Here is a 15,300-nt window from a genome sequence, read left to right on the forward strand (position 1 = left end):
CTTGCGCTTTACTGCGGGCGCTTGCGCTCAACTGCGCGCAGCAGATGCGTCGGCGGCGTTTCGCAGCTGATCTTGCGACCGAGCTTTTCTTCGATGGACGGCAACTGATAGGAGTCGTCCTCACCGGCGAAGCTGATCGATACACCGTCCGCGCCCGCGCGACCGGTACGGCCGATGCGGTGCACGTAGTCGTCCGGCACTTCCGGCAGGGTGAAATTGATCACGTGGCTGATGCCGTCGATATGAATACCGCGACCGGCGACATCGGTGGCCACCAGCACACGAATCTTGCCTTCGCGGAAACCTTCCAGGGTCTTGATGCGCTTGTGCTGCGGCACGTCGCCGGACAACTGCGCGGCGTTGATGCCATCACGCACCAGGCGCTCTTCGATACGGCGCACTTCGTCCTTGCGGTTGGCAAAGACGATGACCCGCTCCCAACCGTTGTCGTTGACCAGGTTGTAGAGCAGTTTGTATTTGTCGGCTGCGGCCACGGCGTAGATGTGCTGCTCGACGTTTTCATTGGCGACGTTGGTAATTTCGATTTCGACAATGGCCGGGTCGGTGGTCCATTGCTTGGCGAGATTCATTACGTCTTCGGTGAAGGTCGCGGAGAACAGCAAGGTCTGGCGCTCGGACTTCGGCGGTGTCTGGCGAATGATCTGCCGAACCTGCGGGATGAAACCCATGTCGAGCATGCGGTCGGCTTCGTCCAGCACCATCACTTCGACCATGTCCAGGTGCACGTCGCCGCGCTGGTTGAAGTCGAGCAAGCGGCCCGGTGTCGCAACGAGAATGTCGCAATGGCGCGCTTCGAGGTGCTTGAGCTGTTTGTCGAAGTCCATGCCACCGACGAACGTCATCACGTTGAGGCCGGTGTACTTGGTCAGGTCGGCGGCGTCCTTGGCGATCTGCACCACCAGCTCGCGGGTCGGCGCGATGATCAGTGCGCGCGGTTCGCCCATGTAGCGCTCTTTCGGCGGCGGCGTCTGCAGCAATTGGGTGATGATCGAGATCAGGAACGCGGCGGTCTTGCCGGTGCCGGTCTGCGCGCGGCCGATGGCGTCTTTGCCGGCGAGGGTGAAGCCCAGCACCTGCGCCTGGATCGGCGTGCAATACGGAAAGCCCAGGTCCTGAATGGCGTGCATCAGTTCCGGAGCAAGCTTGAAATCGTGAAAGCGGGTTTTGCCTTCCTGTGGCTCGACGACGAAGTCTTCGAGTTTCCATGGAATTACCGGTGCCTTGGGCTTCGGTTCGCGACGCGGTCTGGCCGGTTTCGGCGCTTCGCTGCGCGCAGGCTCGACGGCAATTGGCGCGGCCGTAGCGGGTTTTTCTTCTGGCTTCGGTGTGGCTGCGGGAGCGGGGCGGTCGGCCTGCGGGGCATCGGTGCGATGACCGGGGGCGTGCGACGGCGCGCTGGAAACTGGCGCGAGCTGCTCAGCCTCGCTTTTACCGAACATCTTCTTGAGTGCTTTGAGCACGGTCATCTCATCAATTGGTTAAGGAATGTACGCCGGCCAGTGTAATGCAAGAATTGGGCGCGGCGTAGTAGGAGGGATCAAAGGGCAGGGATTGGTCGCCAATCAGCGCAGGCGTTCGCTCAACCAGACGCCGATGTCGCGAATCTCTTCAGGTAACACTTCGTGCTCCATTGGGTATTCCTGCCATGTCACGGTGACACCATGCTTCACCAAATGCTCATAGGCACTGCGCCCCATCGAGTTCTGCACCACCCCATCGAACTGACCGTGCAGACACAGCGCAGGAATTCGCTGCTGACTGGCGCAAAGCTCCATCTCGTCAGTGAAGGTCGGCGCATATGTCGACAACGCCAGCACCCCACCCAACGGCCCCTGCCATTTCACAAATGCGGTATGCAGCACCACCGCACCGCCTTGCGAAAACCCGGCAAGAAAAATCCGCGAGGCGTCTATTCCGCTGGCGCGCTCGCCTTCGATCAGTTCGATGATGCGATCTGCCGACGCTTCCAACTGGTCACGGTCAATCGCCCGCGCCGGGCTCATCGCTTTGATGTCGTACCAGCTGGGCATGGCATATCCGCCATTTATCGTCACTGGAAGGGTGGGTGCCTGGGGCAGCACAAAACGTGTGCTCAGCAGAGTTACCTGCAGCGCCTCGGCGACCGGCAGGAAGTCGTAACGGTCGGCGCCGAGGCCGTGCAGCCAGATTACGCAGGCATCTGCGGGCTTTACAGGCTGAAGAATCAAGGGCTCGGTCATGTCTGCTCCAAAAATGTGCGGGCGCTCTCATTGAGTGCGTGATTGAAGTGCGCGCCCGGTTGATCCGTTAACAAGATGTCGCAAGGTTACAAGTTTAGCTATTGACGTGTCGCGCAATCACTTTGGCAAGCGGTGTGGTACGGCCTTTGCTATGGAGGATTCCGTACGAAGCGTCCTACGCGTGTCGGTAACACTATCAGTCTACGTCGCGCGATGGGACAGCAACGAATCCGGTGATGGATGTTCGCCAATGGCCGCTACGGGCTTAGCGAACGTGAAAGGGCTACAGCCCGTTCGGCCGATTGGTGAGAAGTGAGTGATCCATGATGTGGATTTTCTCCTACTAGACTCATAGCGAAGGTCTTACGTCGGTTGACCCCAAAAAAAGCCAACACGGGTCAACAACGCCTCAAAAGGGTGCGACAGGGCTCAAGCTCCGACACAACAAGAGCAAAACTGGAGGTTTGAATGAAGATGTTGAAATCCACTCTGGCGGTCGTGACTGCTGCAGCAGTACTCGGCGTCAGCGGGTTCGCTCAGGCGGGTGCAACCCTGGATGCGGTACAGAAAAAAGGTTTCGTGCAGTGTGGCGTGAGCGACGGTCTGCCGGGCTTCTCGGTACCGGATGCGACCGGCAAGATCCTCGGCATCGACGCCGACGTCTGCCGCGCTGTGGCCGCAGCCGTTTTCGGCGATGCCAGCAAGGTCAAGTTCAGCCAGTTGAACGCCAAGGAGCGCTTCACCGCGCTGCAATCGGGCGAGATCGACATCCTGTCGCGCAACACCACCATGACCAGCTCCCGTGACGCGGGCATGGGCCTGAAATTCCCGGGCTTCATCACCTACTACGACGGCATCGGCTTTCTGGTGAACAACAAGCTGGGCGTGAAAAGTGCCAAAGAGCTCGACGGCGCTACCATCTGCATCCAGGCCGGTACCACCACCGAGCTGAACGTTTCCGACTACTTCCGTGGCAACGGTCTGAAATACACCCCGATCACCTTCGACACCTCCGATGAAAGCGCCAAGTCGCTGGAATCCGGTCGTTGCGACGTGCTGACCTCCGACAAGTCCCAGCTGTTCGCCCAGCGCAGCAAGCTGGCCTCGCCTAAGGACTACGTAGTTCTGCCGGAGACCATTTCCAAAGAACCACTGGGTCCGGTCGTGCGTAACGGCGACGACGAGTGGCTGGCCATCGTGCGTTGGGTTGGCTACGCGCTGCTCAATGCCGAAGAAGCCGGCATCACTTCGAAGAACGTCGAAGCTGAAGCCAAGTCGACCAAGAACCCGGACGTGGCCCGTATGCTCGGCGCTGACGGCGAATACGGCAAAGACCTGAAACTGCCGAAAGACTGGGTTGTGCAGATCGTCAAGCAAGTCGGCAACTACGGTGAAATCTTCGAGAAAAACCTCGGCAAGAGCACTCCGCTGGAAATCGACCGTGGCCTGAACGCCCTGTGGAACAACGGCGGCATTCAGTACGCACCACCAGTGCGCTAATGGTTCTATCGCCCGGCGGGCCAACCGCCGGGCGATGTTCTGTTCCATTTCTTTCGGGGCACTTCATGCAAAATTCTATCGGCGCACCAAAGCAGAGGCTCAGCCTCAGCGATCCACGAGTGCGTGCGTGGCTATTCCAGATCATCACGGTTGTGGCGGTGGTCTCGCTTGGCTGGTACCTGTTCGACAATACGCAAACCAACCTTCAGCACCGGGGCATCACCTCCGGTTTCAGCTTTCTGGAGCGCAGTGCCGGGTTCGGCATCGCTCAACACCTGATCGACTACACCGAAGCGGACAGCTACGCGCGGGTGTTTGTCATCGGCCTGCTCAACACCCTCCTGGTGACCTTTATCGGCGTGATTCTGGCGACGATCCTCGGTTTCATCGTCGGCGTGGCGCGGCTGTCGCAGAACTGGATCATCGCCAAACTGGCGACGGTGTATGTGGAAGTGTTCCGCAACATTCCGCCACTGCTGCAGATCCTGTTCTGGTACTTCGCGGTGTTCCTGACCATGCCGGGACCGCGCAACAGCCACAACTTCGGCGACACCTTCTTCGTCAGCAGCCGTGGCCTGAACATGCCGGCCGCACTGGCTGCGGACGGCTTCTGGGCGTTCGTGATCAGCATCGTGCTGGCGATCGGCGGCATCGTGCTGATGTGCCGCTGGGCCAACAAGCGCTTCGAAGAAACCGGCGTACCGTTCCACAAGTTCTGGACTGGCCTGGCGATTCTGTTGGTGATCCCGACCCTGTGCGCGCTGATCTTCGGCGCTCCGCTGCACTGGGAGTTGCCTGAGCTCAAGGGCTTCAACTTTGTCGGCGGCTGGGTGCTGATCCCGGAACTGCTGGCCTTGACCCTCGCACTCACGGTGTACACCGCAGCGTTCATCGCCGAGATCGTGCGTTCCGGGATCAAGTCGGTCAGCCATGGCCAGACCGAAGCGGCGCGCTCCCTCGGCCTGCGCAACGGCCCGACCCTGCGCAAGGTGATCATCCCGCAAGCCCTGCGCGTGATCATTCCACCGCTGACCAGCCAATACCTCAACCTGGCGAAAAACTCTTCGCTGGCCGCCGGTATCGGTTATCCGGAGATGGTGTCGCTGTTCGCTGGCACCGTGCTCAACCAGACCGGGCAGGCCATCGAAGTGATTGCCATCACCATGAGCGTGTACCTGGCGATCAGTATCAGCATTTCCCTGCTGATGAACTGGTACAACAAGCGCATTGCGCTGATCGAGCGGTAAGGAAAAGCGCATGAGCACTCATACTTTCAAACCCGACATGCCTCCACCCAACAGCAGCATCGGCGTGGTGGCGTGGATGCGCGCGAACATGTTCTCCAGCTGGCTCAACACCCTGCTGACGCTGTTTGCGTTCTACTTGATTTATCTCGTGGTACCTCCGATCCTCAGTTGGGCCATCGTCGATGCCAACTGGGTTGGCACCACCCGCGCCGACTGCACCAAGGAAGGCGCCTGCTGGGTGTTTATTCAGCAGCGGTTCGGCCAGTTCATGTACGGCTACTACCCGACCGAACTACGCTGGCGCGTCGACCTGACCGTGTGGCTGGCGGTCATCGGCGCAGCACCGCTGTTCATCTCGCGCATGCCGCGTAAAGCGGTCTATGGCCTGAGCTTCCTGGTGCTGTACCCGATCATCGCCTTCACCTTGTTGCACGGCGGGTTCGGTCTGACCACCGTACCGACCAGCCAGTGGGGCGGGCTGATGCTGACCCTGGTGATTGCCACGGTTGGTATCGCCGGAGCGCTGCCGCTGGGCATCGTGCTGGCGCTGGGACGGCGTTCGAACATGCCGGCGATTCGTGTGGTCTGCGTGACGTTCATCGAGTTCTGGCGCGGCGTGCCGTTGATCACGGTGTTGTTCATGTCCTCGGTGATGCTGCCGCTGTTCCTGCCCGAAGGCATGAACTTCGACAAACTGCTGCGGGCGCTGATTGGCGTGATCCTGTTCCAGTCGGCCTACGTCGCCGAAGTGGTGCGCGGCGGTCTGCAAGCGATTCCCAAAGGGCAGTACGAAGCGGCTGCGGCGATGGGCCTCGGTTACTGGCGTTCGATGGGCCTGGTGATTCTGCCGCAAGCCCTGAAGCTGGTGATTCCGGGCATCGTCAACACGTTCATTGCGCTGTTCAAGGACACCAGCCTGGTGATCATCATCGGCCTGTTCGACCTGCTCAACAGCGTCAAGCAAGCCGCCGCCGACCCGAAATGGCTGGGCATGGCCACTGAAGGCTACGTGTTCGCCGCCCTGGTGTTCTGGATTTTCTGTTTTGGTATGTCGCGCTATTCCATGCATCTGGAACGCAAGCTCGACACTGGCCACAAGCGTTAGGAGTTCTCTGTAAATGAGCGAAGCAATCAAAAAGCCTGTGGATCCGGAAGGCATCATCCAGATGCAGGGCGTGAACAAGTGGTACGGCCAGTTTCACGTACTCAAAGACATCAATCTCAACGTCAGGCAGGGCGAGCGCATCGTGCTGTGCGGCCCGTCGGGTTCCGGTAAATCCACCACGATTCGTTGCCTGAATCGTCTGGAAGAACACCAGCAGGGCCGCATCGTCGTCGATGGCGTGGAACTGACCAACGACCTCAAGCAGATCGAAGCGATCCGCCGCGAAGTCGGCATGGTGTTCCAGCACTTCAACCTGTTCCCGCACCTGACCATATTGCAGAACTGCACCCTGGCGCCGATGTGGGTGCGCAAGATGCCCAAGCGCAAGGCCGAGGAAATCGCCATGCATTACCTGGAGCGCGTACGCATTCCGGAGCAGGCGCACAAGTATCCGGGGCAACTGTCCGGCGGTCAGCAACAGCGTGTGGCGATCGCCCGCGCCCTGTGCATGAAGCCGAAAATCATGCTGTTCGACGAACCGACTTCAGCACTCGATCCGGAAATGGTCAAAGAGGTTCTCGACACCATGATCGGCCTGGCCGAAGACGGCATGACCATGCTCTGCGTAACCCACGAAATGGGCTTCGCCCGCACCGTGGCCAACCGCGTGATCTTCATGGACAAGGGCGAGATCGTTGAACAGGCGGCGCCGAACGACTTCTTCGATAACCCGCAGAATGATCGGACCAAGTTGTTCTTGAGTCAGATTTTGCATTGATGGCGGATGTATAAAACCAACCCGGCCATGTGTCGGGTTGGTTGTTTTGGGAGGTCAGGAAGCGGTTAGAGATTGGCGCGTTAAGTGCTCGGTGAACGTAAATGCTCCTCTCAAATCAGCGCCTTCTGCCAAGACTCTGGCATCTGCCAGCAAGTCTGGGTAGCGGTCCAGCAGACGCATGAGCAGTACCAACGCCTTCGGCGGTAGTACCTCGCCGCGTTCGTAACGTGAAAATGCATTGTGTCCACCGCCGGACAGCAATTGCACCGTTTCCTTTTGTGTCAGATGCAGTTTCCGGCGAATTTTTTTCAATTCGTTGCCGATCATTCTTCTGCTGGCGATAACGAGCTCATCGCATGCGTCCGAGTAGCGCTGCCCGCACACCTCATCGAGTTCGACTTCTCCGCACTTCAGGCACTCCCAACCTGACAGGTCCTCAACTCGGCGCTCCATTCCCTTTACGCTCACCGTTTCGCCTCGACCTTCGAAATGCACCATTCCTTCAGAGGCACCGCAACTGAAGCACTGTTGCGTATTCATGATTTGTTCTCCTTGAAGGAGATCACGGGCGGGCGTCTGTAATTGTGATATGACACCTTTATGTAAATCTCCAGACCATGTGAATTGATGTGATAGACGTCCTGCCAGATATGGTGGTTGTCATAGGTAGTCATCGACTTGTAGAGCATGTTGCGCTGCAGCATGAAGACGACTTCCTGCATGTCTGCAAGTGTCAGCTCCATCTCGGAACCGGTTTTCCTTGCTGAGTGTGTAAATGCCCTCCAGCCTAGTCTCCTGACTTCCGCCTTGATCACCGCCAAGTCGTAATGGGGTGTGTTCTTTTCCATAAGAAGCCAAAACCCTGTCCCTGAAATTACCCTTAAAGGGTAATTTTGACCAATCGAAAATGCCGCGCCATGTGTCTCCGATTGACCCTAGGTGGTTGCCGTCCTACATGGGTCTGACTAACATGTCGGAAAATTCATCCTATGATTGGATGAAAAGGTGAGGCTCATGTCCGAAATTTTCCCCTTGATCAAGCGATCCTTGGTCGATCAGGCGCTGGACCAACTGCGTCAGCGCATCAACAGCGGTGCGTGGCAGGTCGGAGAGCGGCTACCGACGGAGCCTGAGCTGTGCGCCGAGCTGGGCATCAGCCGCAACACGGTGCGCGAAGCGATGCGCGTTCTGGCGTTTTCCGGGCTGATCGAAATTCGTCAGGGCGACGGCAGTTATCTGCGTGCAGTGGTTGATCCGCTGGATACGCTGAAGGCGTTGTCCCGCTGTTCCCTGGAGCAGGCCCGGGAAACCCGGCACATCCTTGAAGTCGAGGCCATCGGCCTGGCGGCGTTGCGCCGTACCGATGAGGATCTGGCGGCACTGCGCGAAGCGCTCGGTACCAGTGGCAGTCACTACCACGGCGATCTCGACACCTACATCGCCTGCGATCTGGTGTTCCATCGGCGTCTGGTCGACGCCGCGCATAACCCGACCCTCAGCGAGCTGTATCGCTATTTCTCCAGCATCGTCGGCGCGCAATTGCGCCAGACCCTGAATATCTCCCCGCGCCGCCAGGAAGTGTTCGACTTGCATATCGACTTGCTCGATGCGGTCGAGCAACGCGACCCGGAACGGGCCAAAGCCTTGTCGAGGCAGTTGATCAATGAACCTTGAAACCGAGAAAACCATGTCCCGCACTGAGTTATCCACAGCGTCGAAACGCACCCCCGAGCTGGATGAGTTGCTGATCGATGCCGAGGCTGATGACGAGCAGGTGCAGCAAAGCCATCCGTTGGTAAAACGCCCGTGGCTGTTGCTGCTCGGGCTGATTCTGGTGGCATTGAACCTGCGTCCGGCGTTGTCAAGCATGGCGCCGCTGCTTAGCGAGGTCTCTAGAAGTCTCGGACTGTCTGCGGCACAGGCGGGCTTGCTGACCACGTTGCCGGTGCTGTGCCTGGGCCTGTTCGCGCCGCTGGCGCCGATCCTGGCGCGACGTTTCGGCGCTGAACGGGTGGTGCTGGGGATTCTGCTGACGCTGGCCGGCGGGATTATCCTGCGCAGCAATTTCGGTGAGATCGGCTTGTTCGCCGGCAGCGTCCTCGGCGGTGCCAGTATCGGTATCGTTGGCGTGCTGCTGCCGGGCATCGTCAAACGCGACTTCGCCAAACACGCCGGGACCATGACCGGCGTCTACACCATGGCCCTGTGTCTGGGCGCGGCGATGGCGGCGGGTTCGACCGTGCCGCTGAGTGAACACTTCGGCAACAGTTGGGCGATGGGCCTGGGCTTCTGGGTGATTCCAGCATTGGTGGCGGCGGTTTTCTGGCTGCCACAAGTCGGCTCCAAACATGGCGCACACAACGTCGCCTATCGCGTGCGCGGCTTGCTGCGTGACCCGCTGGCCTGGCAGGTGACCTTGTACATGGGCCTGCAATCGTCGCTGGCCTACATCGTCTTCGGCTGGTTGCCGTCGATCCTCATCGGGCGCGGGCTGACACCGACGCAGGCAGGATTGGTGCTGTCCGGTTCGGTGATCATTCAACTGGCCAGTTCGCTGGCCGCGCCATGGCTGGCGACCCGTGGCAAGGATCAGCGTCTGGCGATCGTGGTAGTCATGGCGCTGACCCTGGCCGGCCTGTTCGGCTGCCTCTATGCACCGATCGAAGGTCTGTGGGGCTGGGCGATTCTGCTCGGGCTGGGGCAGGGCGGAACGTTCAGTCTGGCATTGACGCTGATCGTGCTGCGTTCGCGCGATGCCCATGTCGCGGCGAACCTGTCGAGCATGTCCCAGGGCTTTGGCTACACGCTGGCGTCGATGGGGCCGTTCGCCGTGGGCGTGGTGCATGACTGGACCGGCGGCTGGAATGCGCTGGGCTGGATCTTCGGCATTATCGGCGCCGGTGCGATCCTGGCCGGGCTGGGTGCCGGGCGGGCATTGTATGTGCAGGTGCAAAGCGAGAAGATCTGAATGCACTGGTTGCAAATGTGGGAGCGAGCCTGCTCGCGAAAGGGTGTTTCGATCAACATAGATGTTGAATGTTGAATTGCCTTCGCGAGCAGGCTCGCTCCCACAAGGGTTTTGCGTATTGCCGATAGTGTTTCTTCGCGCGGCGGATTATGGTGCTGGCAATCTGTACCTATTTCTTTGGAGATTGCCTTGAGCGAAGCCCACAGCGCCCTGATCAACCGCTTCTACCAAGCCTTTCAGCGCCTTGACGCAGAAGCCATGGCCGCCTGCTACACCGACGATGTGGTGTTCAGCGACCCGGCCTTCGGCGAGCTGCACGGGCGCGATGCCGGCGACATGTGGCGCATGCTCACCACCCGCGCCAAAGACTTCTCGTTAACCTTCGACAACGTCCGCGCCGATGAGCGCACCGGTGGCGCGCATTGGGTGGCGACTTACCTGTTCAGCCAGACCGGCAACGTCGTGGTCAACGATATCCAGGCGCGCTTCGTGTTCCGGGATGGCAAGATCTGCGAGCACCACGATCACTTCGATCTGTGGCGCTGGTCACGTCAAGCTTTGGGTTTCAAAGGCCTGCTGCTGGGCTGGACGCCGTTGGTACGCAACGCCGTGCGGGCGCAGGCGCGCAAGGGACTGAAGGCATTTCAGGCCGGGCGCTGATAAGATCGCCGCCTGTTTTCCTACACGTTCATATCCCGAAGTGACCAGCCTAAGCGAAAAATCCGTCGACGCTGCCGAACCAGTGTGCAAATCCTGGTTCGTTTACCTCGTGCGTGCTGCCAATGGCTCGTTGTACTGCGGGATCAGCGACGACCCGGTGCGGCGTTTCGCCAAGCACCAGAGCGGCAAGGGGGCGCGGTTCTTTCTCTCCAGCCCGGCGATGGCGTTGGTCTACACCGAATTGTGCCGCGACAAAAGCGATGCTTTGCGCCAGGAACGGCTGATCAAGAAGCTGCGCAAGAGCGCCAAGGAATGCCTCGTCGCGTCTTATCAATCTGACTGATTGGTTCCCATCAGGCAGATCTGTAGGCCTGTCAGGTAATGCACGCTAAGCTGCGGATTCACTTTTCCAGCGGCGGAGCCGAGCATGTCCGAGTTGATTCTGCACCATTACCCGACCTCTCCATTTGCCGAAAAGGCCCGCCTGCTGCTGGGTTTCAAAGGCCTGTCCTGGCGTTCGGTGCATATCTCGCCGGTGATGCCCAAGCCTGATCTGACCGCCCTGACCGGTGGCTACCGCAAGACGCCGGTGCTGCAGATTGGCGCAGACATTTATTGCGACACCGCACTGATCGCTCGACGCCTGGAACAGGAAAAAGCCCTGCCGGCGTTCTTCCCCGAAGGCCAGGAGATGACCAGCGCCAGTTTTGCTGCGTGGGCCGACTCGGTGGTGTTTCAACACGCGGTGAGCCTCGTATTCCAGCCGGAGTCGGTGGCCGTGCGTTTCGGCAAATTGCCGCCGGAAGCGATCAAGGCGTTTCTCGCCGATCGTGCCGGTTTGTTCAGCGGCGGCAGCGCCACGCGTCTGTCCGCCGAGCAGGCCAAGCATCAGTGGCCGACGATCATGGCGCGGCTGGAGCAGCAGTTGCAGCGCGAGCAGGGTGACTTCCTGTTTGGCGAACCATCGATTGCCGACTTCGCCCTGGCCCATCCGCTATGGTTCCTCAAGGCGACCCACGTGACGGCGCCGCTGGTGGATGAGTATCCGGCGGTTGCGGCGTGGCTGGGTCGGGTGATGGGGCTCGGCCATGGGGCGGCAAGCGAGATGTCTTCCGCCGAGGCATTAGAGGTAGCGCGTAACGCGACGCCAGCTGTATTGCCGGATGAGCAGTTCGTTGATCCGAACGGGTTCCAAGCGGGGCAGCAAGTGGCGATTGCAGCGACGGATTACGGGGTTGATCCGGTGCTGGGTGAGTTGCTGTTTGCTGGCAGTGAAGAGCTGATCATTCGCCGTGAAGACGAACGTGGCGGCGTGGTGCATGTGCACTTTCCACGCTTCGGCTTCCGCATCGAAGCGCGCTAAAAGCAAAAGATCGCAGCCTTCGGCAGCTCCTACACCGATCTCATGTAGGAGCCGCCGAAGGCTGCGATCTTTTGATCCTGATTTTATTTCAGGGCTGCGAGGATTTCGTCAGGATCGAACCCGCGAATCAACGTGCCGTTCACATCGATCAGCGGAATGCCGCGTCCACCCAATGCCTCGTACGCCTTGCGCGCATCGGCATCCTTCTCGATATCAAACTCCTTGAACGGTATGCCCTTGCTGTCGAGAAAGCGTTTGGTCTGCTTGCAGTAGCCGCACCAGTCGGTGGCGTAGAGCACGACATTGGCCTGCGCCTGCGTCTGCTGCGAGAGCATCTGCGAGGGATTGAACACGCGCTCGATCTTGCCCCAGTTCTGATAGACCACGACCACCAGCAGCACCAGGGCGACCTTTTTCAGCACATTGCCGAGCATCAGTTACGCCGCTTCAACTGATCGGTGAGCGAAGTCGGCAGGCCTTTGATGATCAGGGTGCCGTTCTCTTCGTCGTATTCGATCTTCGAACCCAGCAGGTGCGCTTCGAAGCTGATCGACAGGCCTTCGGCGCGGCCGGTGAAGCGGCGAAATTGATTGAGGGTGCGCTTGTCTGCCGGAATCTCTGGCGACAGGCCATAGTCCTTGTTGCGGATGTGATCGTAGAAGGCTTTCGGGCGTTCTTCGTCGATCAGCTCCGACAGCTCCTCAAGGCCCATCGGTTCGCCAAGTTTGGCCTGGCTGCTGGCGTAATCGACCAGGGTCTTGGTTTTCTCGCGGGCCGAGTCTTCCGGCAGGTCTTCGCTCTCGACAAAGTCACTGAAGGCCTTGAGCAGCGTGCGCGTTTCGCCGGGGCCGTCTACGCCTTCCTGGCAGCCGATGAAGTCGCGGAAATACTCCGAGACCTTCTTGCCGTTCTTGCCCTTGATGAACGAGATGTACTGTTTGGATTGCTTGTTGTTCTGCCATTCGGAAACGTTGATCCGCGCTGCCAGATGTAATTGGCCAAGGTCCAGATGGCGCGAAGGCGTTACGTCGAGCTCGTCGGTTACCGCCACACCTTCGCTGTGGTGCAGCAGGGCGATGGCCAGGTAGTCAGTCATGCCTTGCTGGTAGTGGGCGAACAGCACGTGGCCACCCACCGACAGGTTGGATTCTTCCATCAGCTTCTGCAGATGCTCGACGGCGACTTTGCTGAATGCGGTGAAGTCACGCCCACCTTCCATGTACTCCTTCAGCCAGCCGCTGAAGGGGAACGCGCCGGATTCCGGATGGAACAGGCCCCAGGCTTTGCCCTGTTTGGCGTTGTAGCTTTCATTGAGGTCGGCAAGCATGTTTTCGATGGCGGCGGACTCGGCCAGTTCAGAGTCACGGGCGTGCAGAACTGCGGGCGTGCCGTCGGGTTTTTTGTCGATCAGGTGGACGATGCAATGACGGATCGGCATGGGCTTCTCGGCTGTTGGAAGGGAGGAAGGCAGGCTCCCCCGAAAAAGCGCTCAGTGTACCGCAACCACTGGTTTTGGCGCGGGTTGCACGGCAAAACCGGGGCGCGCGCCCGGCCTTATGCGATTTTTTACCGATTTAGCGCAATAAAGCTGACCAAATGGGTAGCTAGAGGCGGATATTTCCTTGTCGCTGTGCTAGTTTTGCGCGGTCTTACGCGAAGTCACTGCGTTAAGCGTGCATTCAGCATTTGTCAGGTCGAACCAAACCCTGATTTCGGCATCTATAACCCGACTCGTCGTGGTAATCGCCGAGGGTGCCAGATCCAGAAGATCGGGCTCGATGGCTGACACTGCACTCTGCAATCCATATGAATTTGATAGGGAAGGAACACTACATGGCTCTTACTAAAGACCAACTGATCGCCGACATCGCTGAAGCTATCGACGCGCCGAAAACCACCGCGCGTAACGCTCTGGACCAACTGGGCCAAATCGTTGCCGATCAGCTGGAAAACGGCGGCGAAATCACCTTGCCAGGTATCGGCAAGCTGAAAGTGACCGAGCGTCCTGCCCGCACTGGCCGTAACCCTTCGACCGGCGCTGCCATCGAAATCCCTGCCAAGAAAGTGATCAAGCTGGTTGTGGCCAAAGGCCTGACCGACGCTGTGAACAAGTAAGACGCAGCGATAAAAAAACCGTGCTTCGGAGTGATCCGGGGCACGGTTTTTTTGTGTCTGCGATTTGACGGTCAAGTCGCGGGCAAATGTGGGAGCGAGCCTGCTCGCGAAAGCGGTGGGTCAGTCGATATTAAAGTTGACTGACAGGCCGCTTTCGCGAGCAGGCTCGCTCCCACAGGGGGAATCCGCTGTGCTAGCGCACCCAGCGCTCGCGCCGCCAGATCTGCTGCTCGGACTTGGTCTGGAAGGTCCAGGCGACAAAGCGGCTCTGCTTCTGCCCCTGCGACATCTCCACCACCTGGCTCTCCAGCACACCGGCCTTCTTCAGCGCGGTTTCAATGGCCGGCAGGTTCGAAGCTTTCGACACCAGCGTGCTGAACCACAACACCTTGTGCTGGAAGTTCGCACTCTCGGCAATCAGCTGCGTCACAAAGCGCGCTTCTCCGCCTTCACACCACAGCTCCGCCGATTGCCCGCCGAAGTTCAGCACCGGCAGTTTGCGTTTCGGATCAGCCTTGCCCAGAGCGCGCCACTTGCGCTCGCTGCCCTTGGTCGCTTCTTCCATCGAAGCGTGGAACGGTGGGTTGCACATGGTCAGGTCGAAGCGCTCGCCCGGCTCCAGTAAGCCGATGAGGATGTGCTTGCGGTTTTCCTGCTGGCGCAGCTGGATCACCTTGCTCAGATCGTTGGACTGCACGATGGCTCGCGCCGCCGCCACGGCTGTCGGGTCGATCTCCGAGCCGAGGAAGTGCCAGCGGTATTCGCTGTTGCCGATCAGCGGATAAACGCAGTTGGCACCCATGCCGATGTCCAGCACGTTAACGATCGCGCCGCGCGGCACCTTGCCGTCGTTCATGCTCGCCAGCAGATCCGCAAGAAAGTGAACGTAATCGGCACGCCCCGGAACCGGAGGGCAAAGATAGTCTGCCGGGATGTCCCAATGCTGAATGCCATAAAACGATTTGAGTAGCGCCCGGTTGAACACGCGCACCGCATCGGGACTGGCGAAGTCGATGCTTTCCTTGCCATACGGGTTGGTGATCACAAACCTGGCCAGTTCCGGCGTGGTCTTGATCAGCGCCGGGAAGTCGTAGCGACCCTGATGGCGATTGCGCGGGTGCAGGCTGGCCTTTTCACGCGGCTCAACGGCTTTGGCCGGGGTCGCGGAGTCAGGCTTCCTGCGCGCAGGTTTGGGTGTGCGGGGGGCGTTCATGGGCGTGGTCGATTCGGGTATGGCTGAAAGTGGCGGGTATTGTCCCACATCTAAACGGTACCCGAGTAAACGAGTGAAAAAGGTATAACTATCGCACCTGTTGATTCCAAA

At 59.4% G+C, this 15,300-nt stretch carries 17 protein-coding genes; 10 read left to right on the forward strand and 7 right to left on the reverse strand.

Going from position 1 to position 15,300, the window contains the following annotated elements; translation table 11 throughout:
- Positions 1-8 precede the first annotated feature (8 nt).
- Both rhlB and J2Y90_RS10725 read right to left on the reverse strand, forming a co-directional pair.
- On the reverse strand, positions 9-1,487 hold the full coding sequence (gene rhlB / locus J2Y90_RS10720; protein ID WP_253499252.1) for an ATP-dependent RNA helicase RhlB: 1,479 nt from the start codon (positions 1,485-1,487) through the stop codon (positions 9-11).
- A gap of 96 nt (positions 1,488-1,583) precedes the next feature.
- Positions 1,584-2,240, reverse strand: coding sequence for an alpha/beta hydrolase (locus tag J2Y90_RS10725; protein ID WP_253499255.1), 657 nt, complete (start codon positions 2,238-2,240; stop codon positions 1,584-1,586).
- A 468-nt stretch (positions 2,241-2,708) separates the two neighbouring features.
- On the opposite strand from J2Y90_RS10725, the gene J2Y90_RS10730 reads away from it, so the two are divergent.
- The 4 genes from J2Y90_RS10730 (at position 2,709) to J2Y90_RS10745 (ending at position 6,870) form a co-directional block, all read left to right on the forward strand.
- The gene (locus J2Y90_RS10730; RefSeq protein WP_090281876.1) at positions 2,709-3,740 is read left to right on the forward strand and encodes an amino acid ABC transporter substrate-binding protein; all 1,032 of its coding nucleotides are present in this window, start codon (positions 2,709-2,711) and stop codon (positions 3,738-3,740) included.
- Positions 3,741-3,805: 65 nt separating this feature from the next.
- Positions 3,806-4,987, forward strand: coding sequence for an amino acid ABC transporter permease (locus J2Y90_RS10735; RefSeq protein ID WP_253499258.1), 1,182 nt, complete (start codon positions 3,806-3,808; stop codon positions 4,985-4,987).
- Positions 4,988-4,997: 10 nt separating this feature from the next.
- A complete protein-coding gene (locus J2Y90_RS10740) occupies positions 4,998-6,092 on the forward strand; it encodes an amino acid ABC transporter permease (RefSeq protein WP_042607719.1) in 1,095 nt (364 codons plus the stop codon).
- 13 nt (positions 6,093-6,105) lie between these two features.
- Positions 6,106-6,870, forward strand: a complete 765-nt coding sequence (locus tag J2Y90_RS10745; RefSeq protein ID WP_253499261.1) for an amino acid ABC transporter ATP-binding protein — start codon at positions 6,106-6,108, stop codon at positions 6,868-6,870.
- 54 nt (positions 6,871-6,924) lie between these two features.
- On the opposite strand, the gene J2Y90_RS10750 is transcribed toward J2Y90_RS10745, so the two are convergent.
- Positions 6,925-7,410, reverse strand: coding sequence for a type II toxin-antitoxin system MqsA family antitoxin (locus tag J2Y90_RS10750; RefSeq protein ID WP_253499263.1), 486 nt, complete (start codon positions 7,408-7,410; stop codon positions 6,925-6,927).
- Positions 7,407-7,718, reverse strand: a complete 312-nt coding sequence (locus tag J2Y90_RS10755; RefSeq protein WP_253499265.1) for a type II toxin-antitoxin system MqsR family toxin — start codon at positions 7,716-7,718, stop codon at positions 7,407-7,409. Before J2Y90_RS10755 ends, J2Y90_RS10750 begins: the two co-directional genes overlap by 4 nt.
- 166 nt (positions 7,719-7,884) lie before the next feature.
- Between J2Y90_RS10755 and J2Y90_RS10760 the strand changes: the two genes are divergently transcribed.
- The 5 genes from J2Y90_RS10760 to J2Y90_RS10780 all read left to right on the forward strand — a co-directional run bounded on the left by J2Y90_RS10760 (position 7,885) and on the right by J2Y90_RS10780 (position 11,861).
- Entirely contained in the window at positions 7,885-8,544 is a 660-nt protein-coding gene (locus J2Y90_RS10760; RefSeq protein WP_253499267.1) for a FadR/GntR family transcriptional regulator, read from the forward strand.
- Entirely contained in the window at positions 8,534-9,838 is a 1,305-nt protein-coding gene (locus J2Y90_RS10765; protein WP_253499269.1) for a CynX/NimT family MFS transporter, read from the forward strand. Before J2Y90_RS10760 ends, J2Y90_RS10765 begins: the two co-directional genes overlap by 11 nt.
- A gap of 189 nt (positions 9,839-10,027) precedes the next feature.
- Positions 10,028-10,498: a nuclear transport factor 2 family protein gene (locus J2Y90_RS10770; RefSeq protein WP_253499271.1), complete on the forward strand. Its 471-nt coding sequence runs from the start codon at positions 10,028-10,030 to the stop codon at positions 10,496-10,498.
- 40 nt (positions 10,499-10,538) lie between these two features.
- Positions 10,539-10,841, forward strand: coding sequence for a GIY-YIG nuclease family protein (locus tag J2Y90_RS10775; protein ID WP_253499273.1), 303 nt, complete (start codon positions 10,539-10,541; stop codon positions 10,839-10,841).
- An 84-nt stretch (positions 10,842-10,925) separates the two neighbouring features.
- The gene (locus J2Y90_RS10780; protein ID WP_253499275.1) at positions 10,926-11,861 is read left to right on the forward strand and encodes a glutathione S-transferase family protein; all 936 of its coding nucleotides are present in this window, start codon (positions 10,926-10,928) and stop codon (positions 11,859-11,861) included.
- A gap of 83 nt (positions 11,862-11,944) precedes the next feature.
- On the opposite strand, the gene J2Y90_RS10785 is transcribed toward J2Y90_RS10780, so the two are convergent.
- Positions 11,945-12,295, reverse strand: a complete 351-nt coding sequence (locus J2Y90_RS10785; RefSeq protein ID WP_253499278.1) for a glutaredoxin family protein — start codon at positions 12,293-12,295, stop codon at positions 11,945-11,947.
- Positions 12,295-13,299 (reverse strand): nucleoid-associated protein YejK, encoded by a 1,005-nt coding sequence (gene yejK, locus J2Y90_RS10790; RefSeq protein WP_039759184.1) that lies wholly within the window; start codon positions 13,297-13,299, stop codon positions 12,295-12,297. The genes J2Y90_RS10785 and yejK overlap by 1 nt, the downstream gene beginning before the upstream one ends.
- Positions 13,300-13,694: 395 nt before the next feature.
- Here yejK and J2Y90_RS10795 point away from each other — a divergent pair, with 395 nt between their 5' ends.
- Complete coding sequence (locus tag J2Y90_RS10795) at positions 13,695-13,976, forward strand: HU family DNA-binding protein (RefSeq protein ID WP_003221909.1); 282 nt, start codon at positions 13,695-13,697, stop codon at positions 13,974-13,976.
- Between the two features lie 193 nt (positions 13,977-14,169).
- On the opposite strand, the gene rlmF is transcribed toward J2Y90_RS10795, so the two are convergent.
- Positions 14,170-15,189 (reverse strand): 23S rRNA (adenine(1618)-N(6))-methyltransferase RlmF, encoded by a 1,020-nt coding sequence (rlmF, locus tag J2Y90_RS10800; protein ID WP_253499281.1) that lies wholly within the window; start codon positions 15,187-15,189, stop codon positions 14,170-14,172.
- Positions 15,190-15,300: the final 111 nt, after the last annotated feature.

Source organism: Pseudomonas koreensis, from assembly GCF_024169245.1.
GTDB classification, from domain to species: Bacteria; Pseudomonadota; Gammaproteobacteria; order Pseudomonadales; family Pseudomonadaceae; genus Aquipseudomonas; species Aquipseudomonas koreensis_F.

Excerpts from the sequence above, each read along its gene's own strand:
- J2Y90_RS10795 (WP_003221909.1), top strand. The coding sequence starts at position 13,695 with ATGGCTCTTACTAAAGACCAACTGATCGCCGACATCGCTGAAGCTATC.
- rlmF (WP_253499281.1), bottom strand. The coding sequence starts at position 15,189 with ATGAACGCCCCCCGCACACCCAAACCTGCGCGCAGGAAGCCTGACTCC.
- J2Y90_RS10765 (WP_253499269.1), top strand. The coding sequence starts at position 8,534 with ATGAACCTTGAAACCGAGAAAACCATGTCCCGCACTGAGTTATCCACA.
- J2Y90_RS10750 (WP_253499263.1), bottom strand. The coding sequence starts at position 7,410 with ATGAATACGCAACAGTGCTTCAGTTGCGGTGCCTCTGAAGGAATGGTG.
- rhlB (WP_253499252.1), bottom strand. The coding sequence starts at position 1,487 with ATGACCGTGCTCAAAGCACTCAAGAAGATGTTCGGTAAAAGCGAGGCT.
- J2Y90_RS10740 (WP_042607719.1), top strand. The coding sequence starts at position 4,998 with ATGAGCACTCATACTTTCAAACCCGACATGCCTCCACCCAACAGCAGC.
- J2Y90_RS10725 (WP_253499255.1), bottom strand. The coding sequence starts at position 2,240 with ATGACCGAGCCCTTGATTCTTCAGCCTGTAAAGCCCGCAGATGCCTGC.
- J2Y90_RS10755 (WP_253499265.1), bottom strand. The coding sequence starts at position 7,718 with ATGGAAAAGAACACACCCCATTACGACTTGGCGGTGATCAAGGCGGAA.
- yejK (WP_039759184.1), bottom strand. The coding sequence starts at position 13,299 with ATGCCGATCCGTCATTGCATCGTCCACCTGATCGACAAAAAACCCGAC.
- J2Y90_RS10735 (WP_253499258.1), top strand. The coding sequence starts at position 3,806 with ATGCAAAATTCTATCGGCGCACCAAAGCAGAGGCTCAGCCTCAGCGAT.
- J2Y90_RS10780 (WP_253499275.1), top strand. The coding sequence starts at position 10,926 with ATGTCCGAGTTGATTCTGCACCATTACCCGACCTCTCCATTTGCCGAA.
- J2Y90_RS10785 (WP_253499278.1), bottom strand. The coding sequence starts at position 12,295 with ATGCTCGGCAATGTGCTGAAAAAGGTCGCCCTGGTGCTGCTGGTGGTC.
- J2Y90_RS10745 (WP_253499261.1), top strand. The coding sequence starts at position 6,106 with ATGAGCGAAGCAATCAAAAAGCCTGTGGATCCGGAAGGCATCATCCAG.
- J2Y90_RS10760 (WP_253499267.1), top strand. The coding sequence starts at position 7,885 with ATGTCCGAAATTTTCCCCTTGATCAAGCGATCCTTGGTCGATCAGGCG.
- J2Y90_RS10730 (WP_090281876.1), top strand. The coding sequence starts at position 2,709 with ATGAAGATGTTGAAATCCACTCTGGCGGTCGTGACTGCTGCAGCAGTA.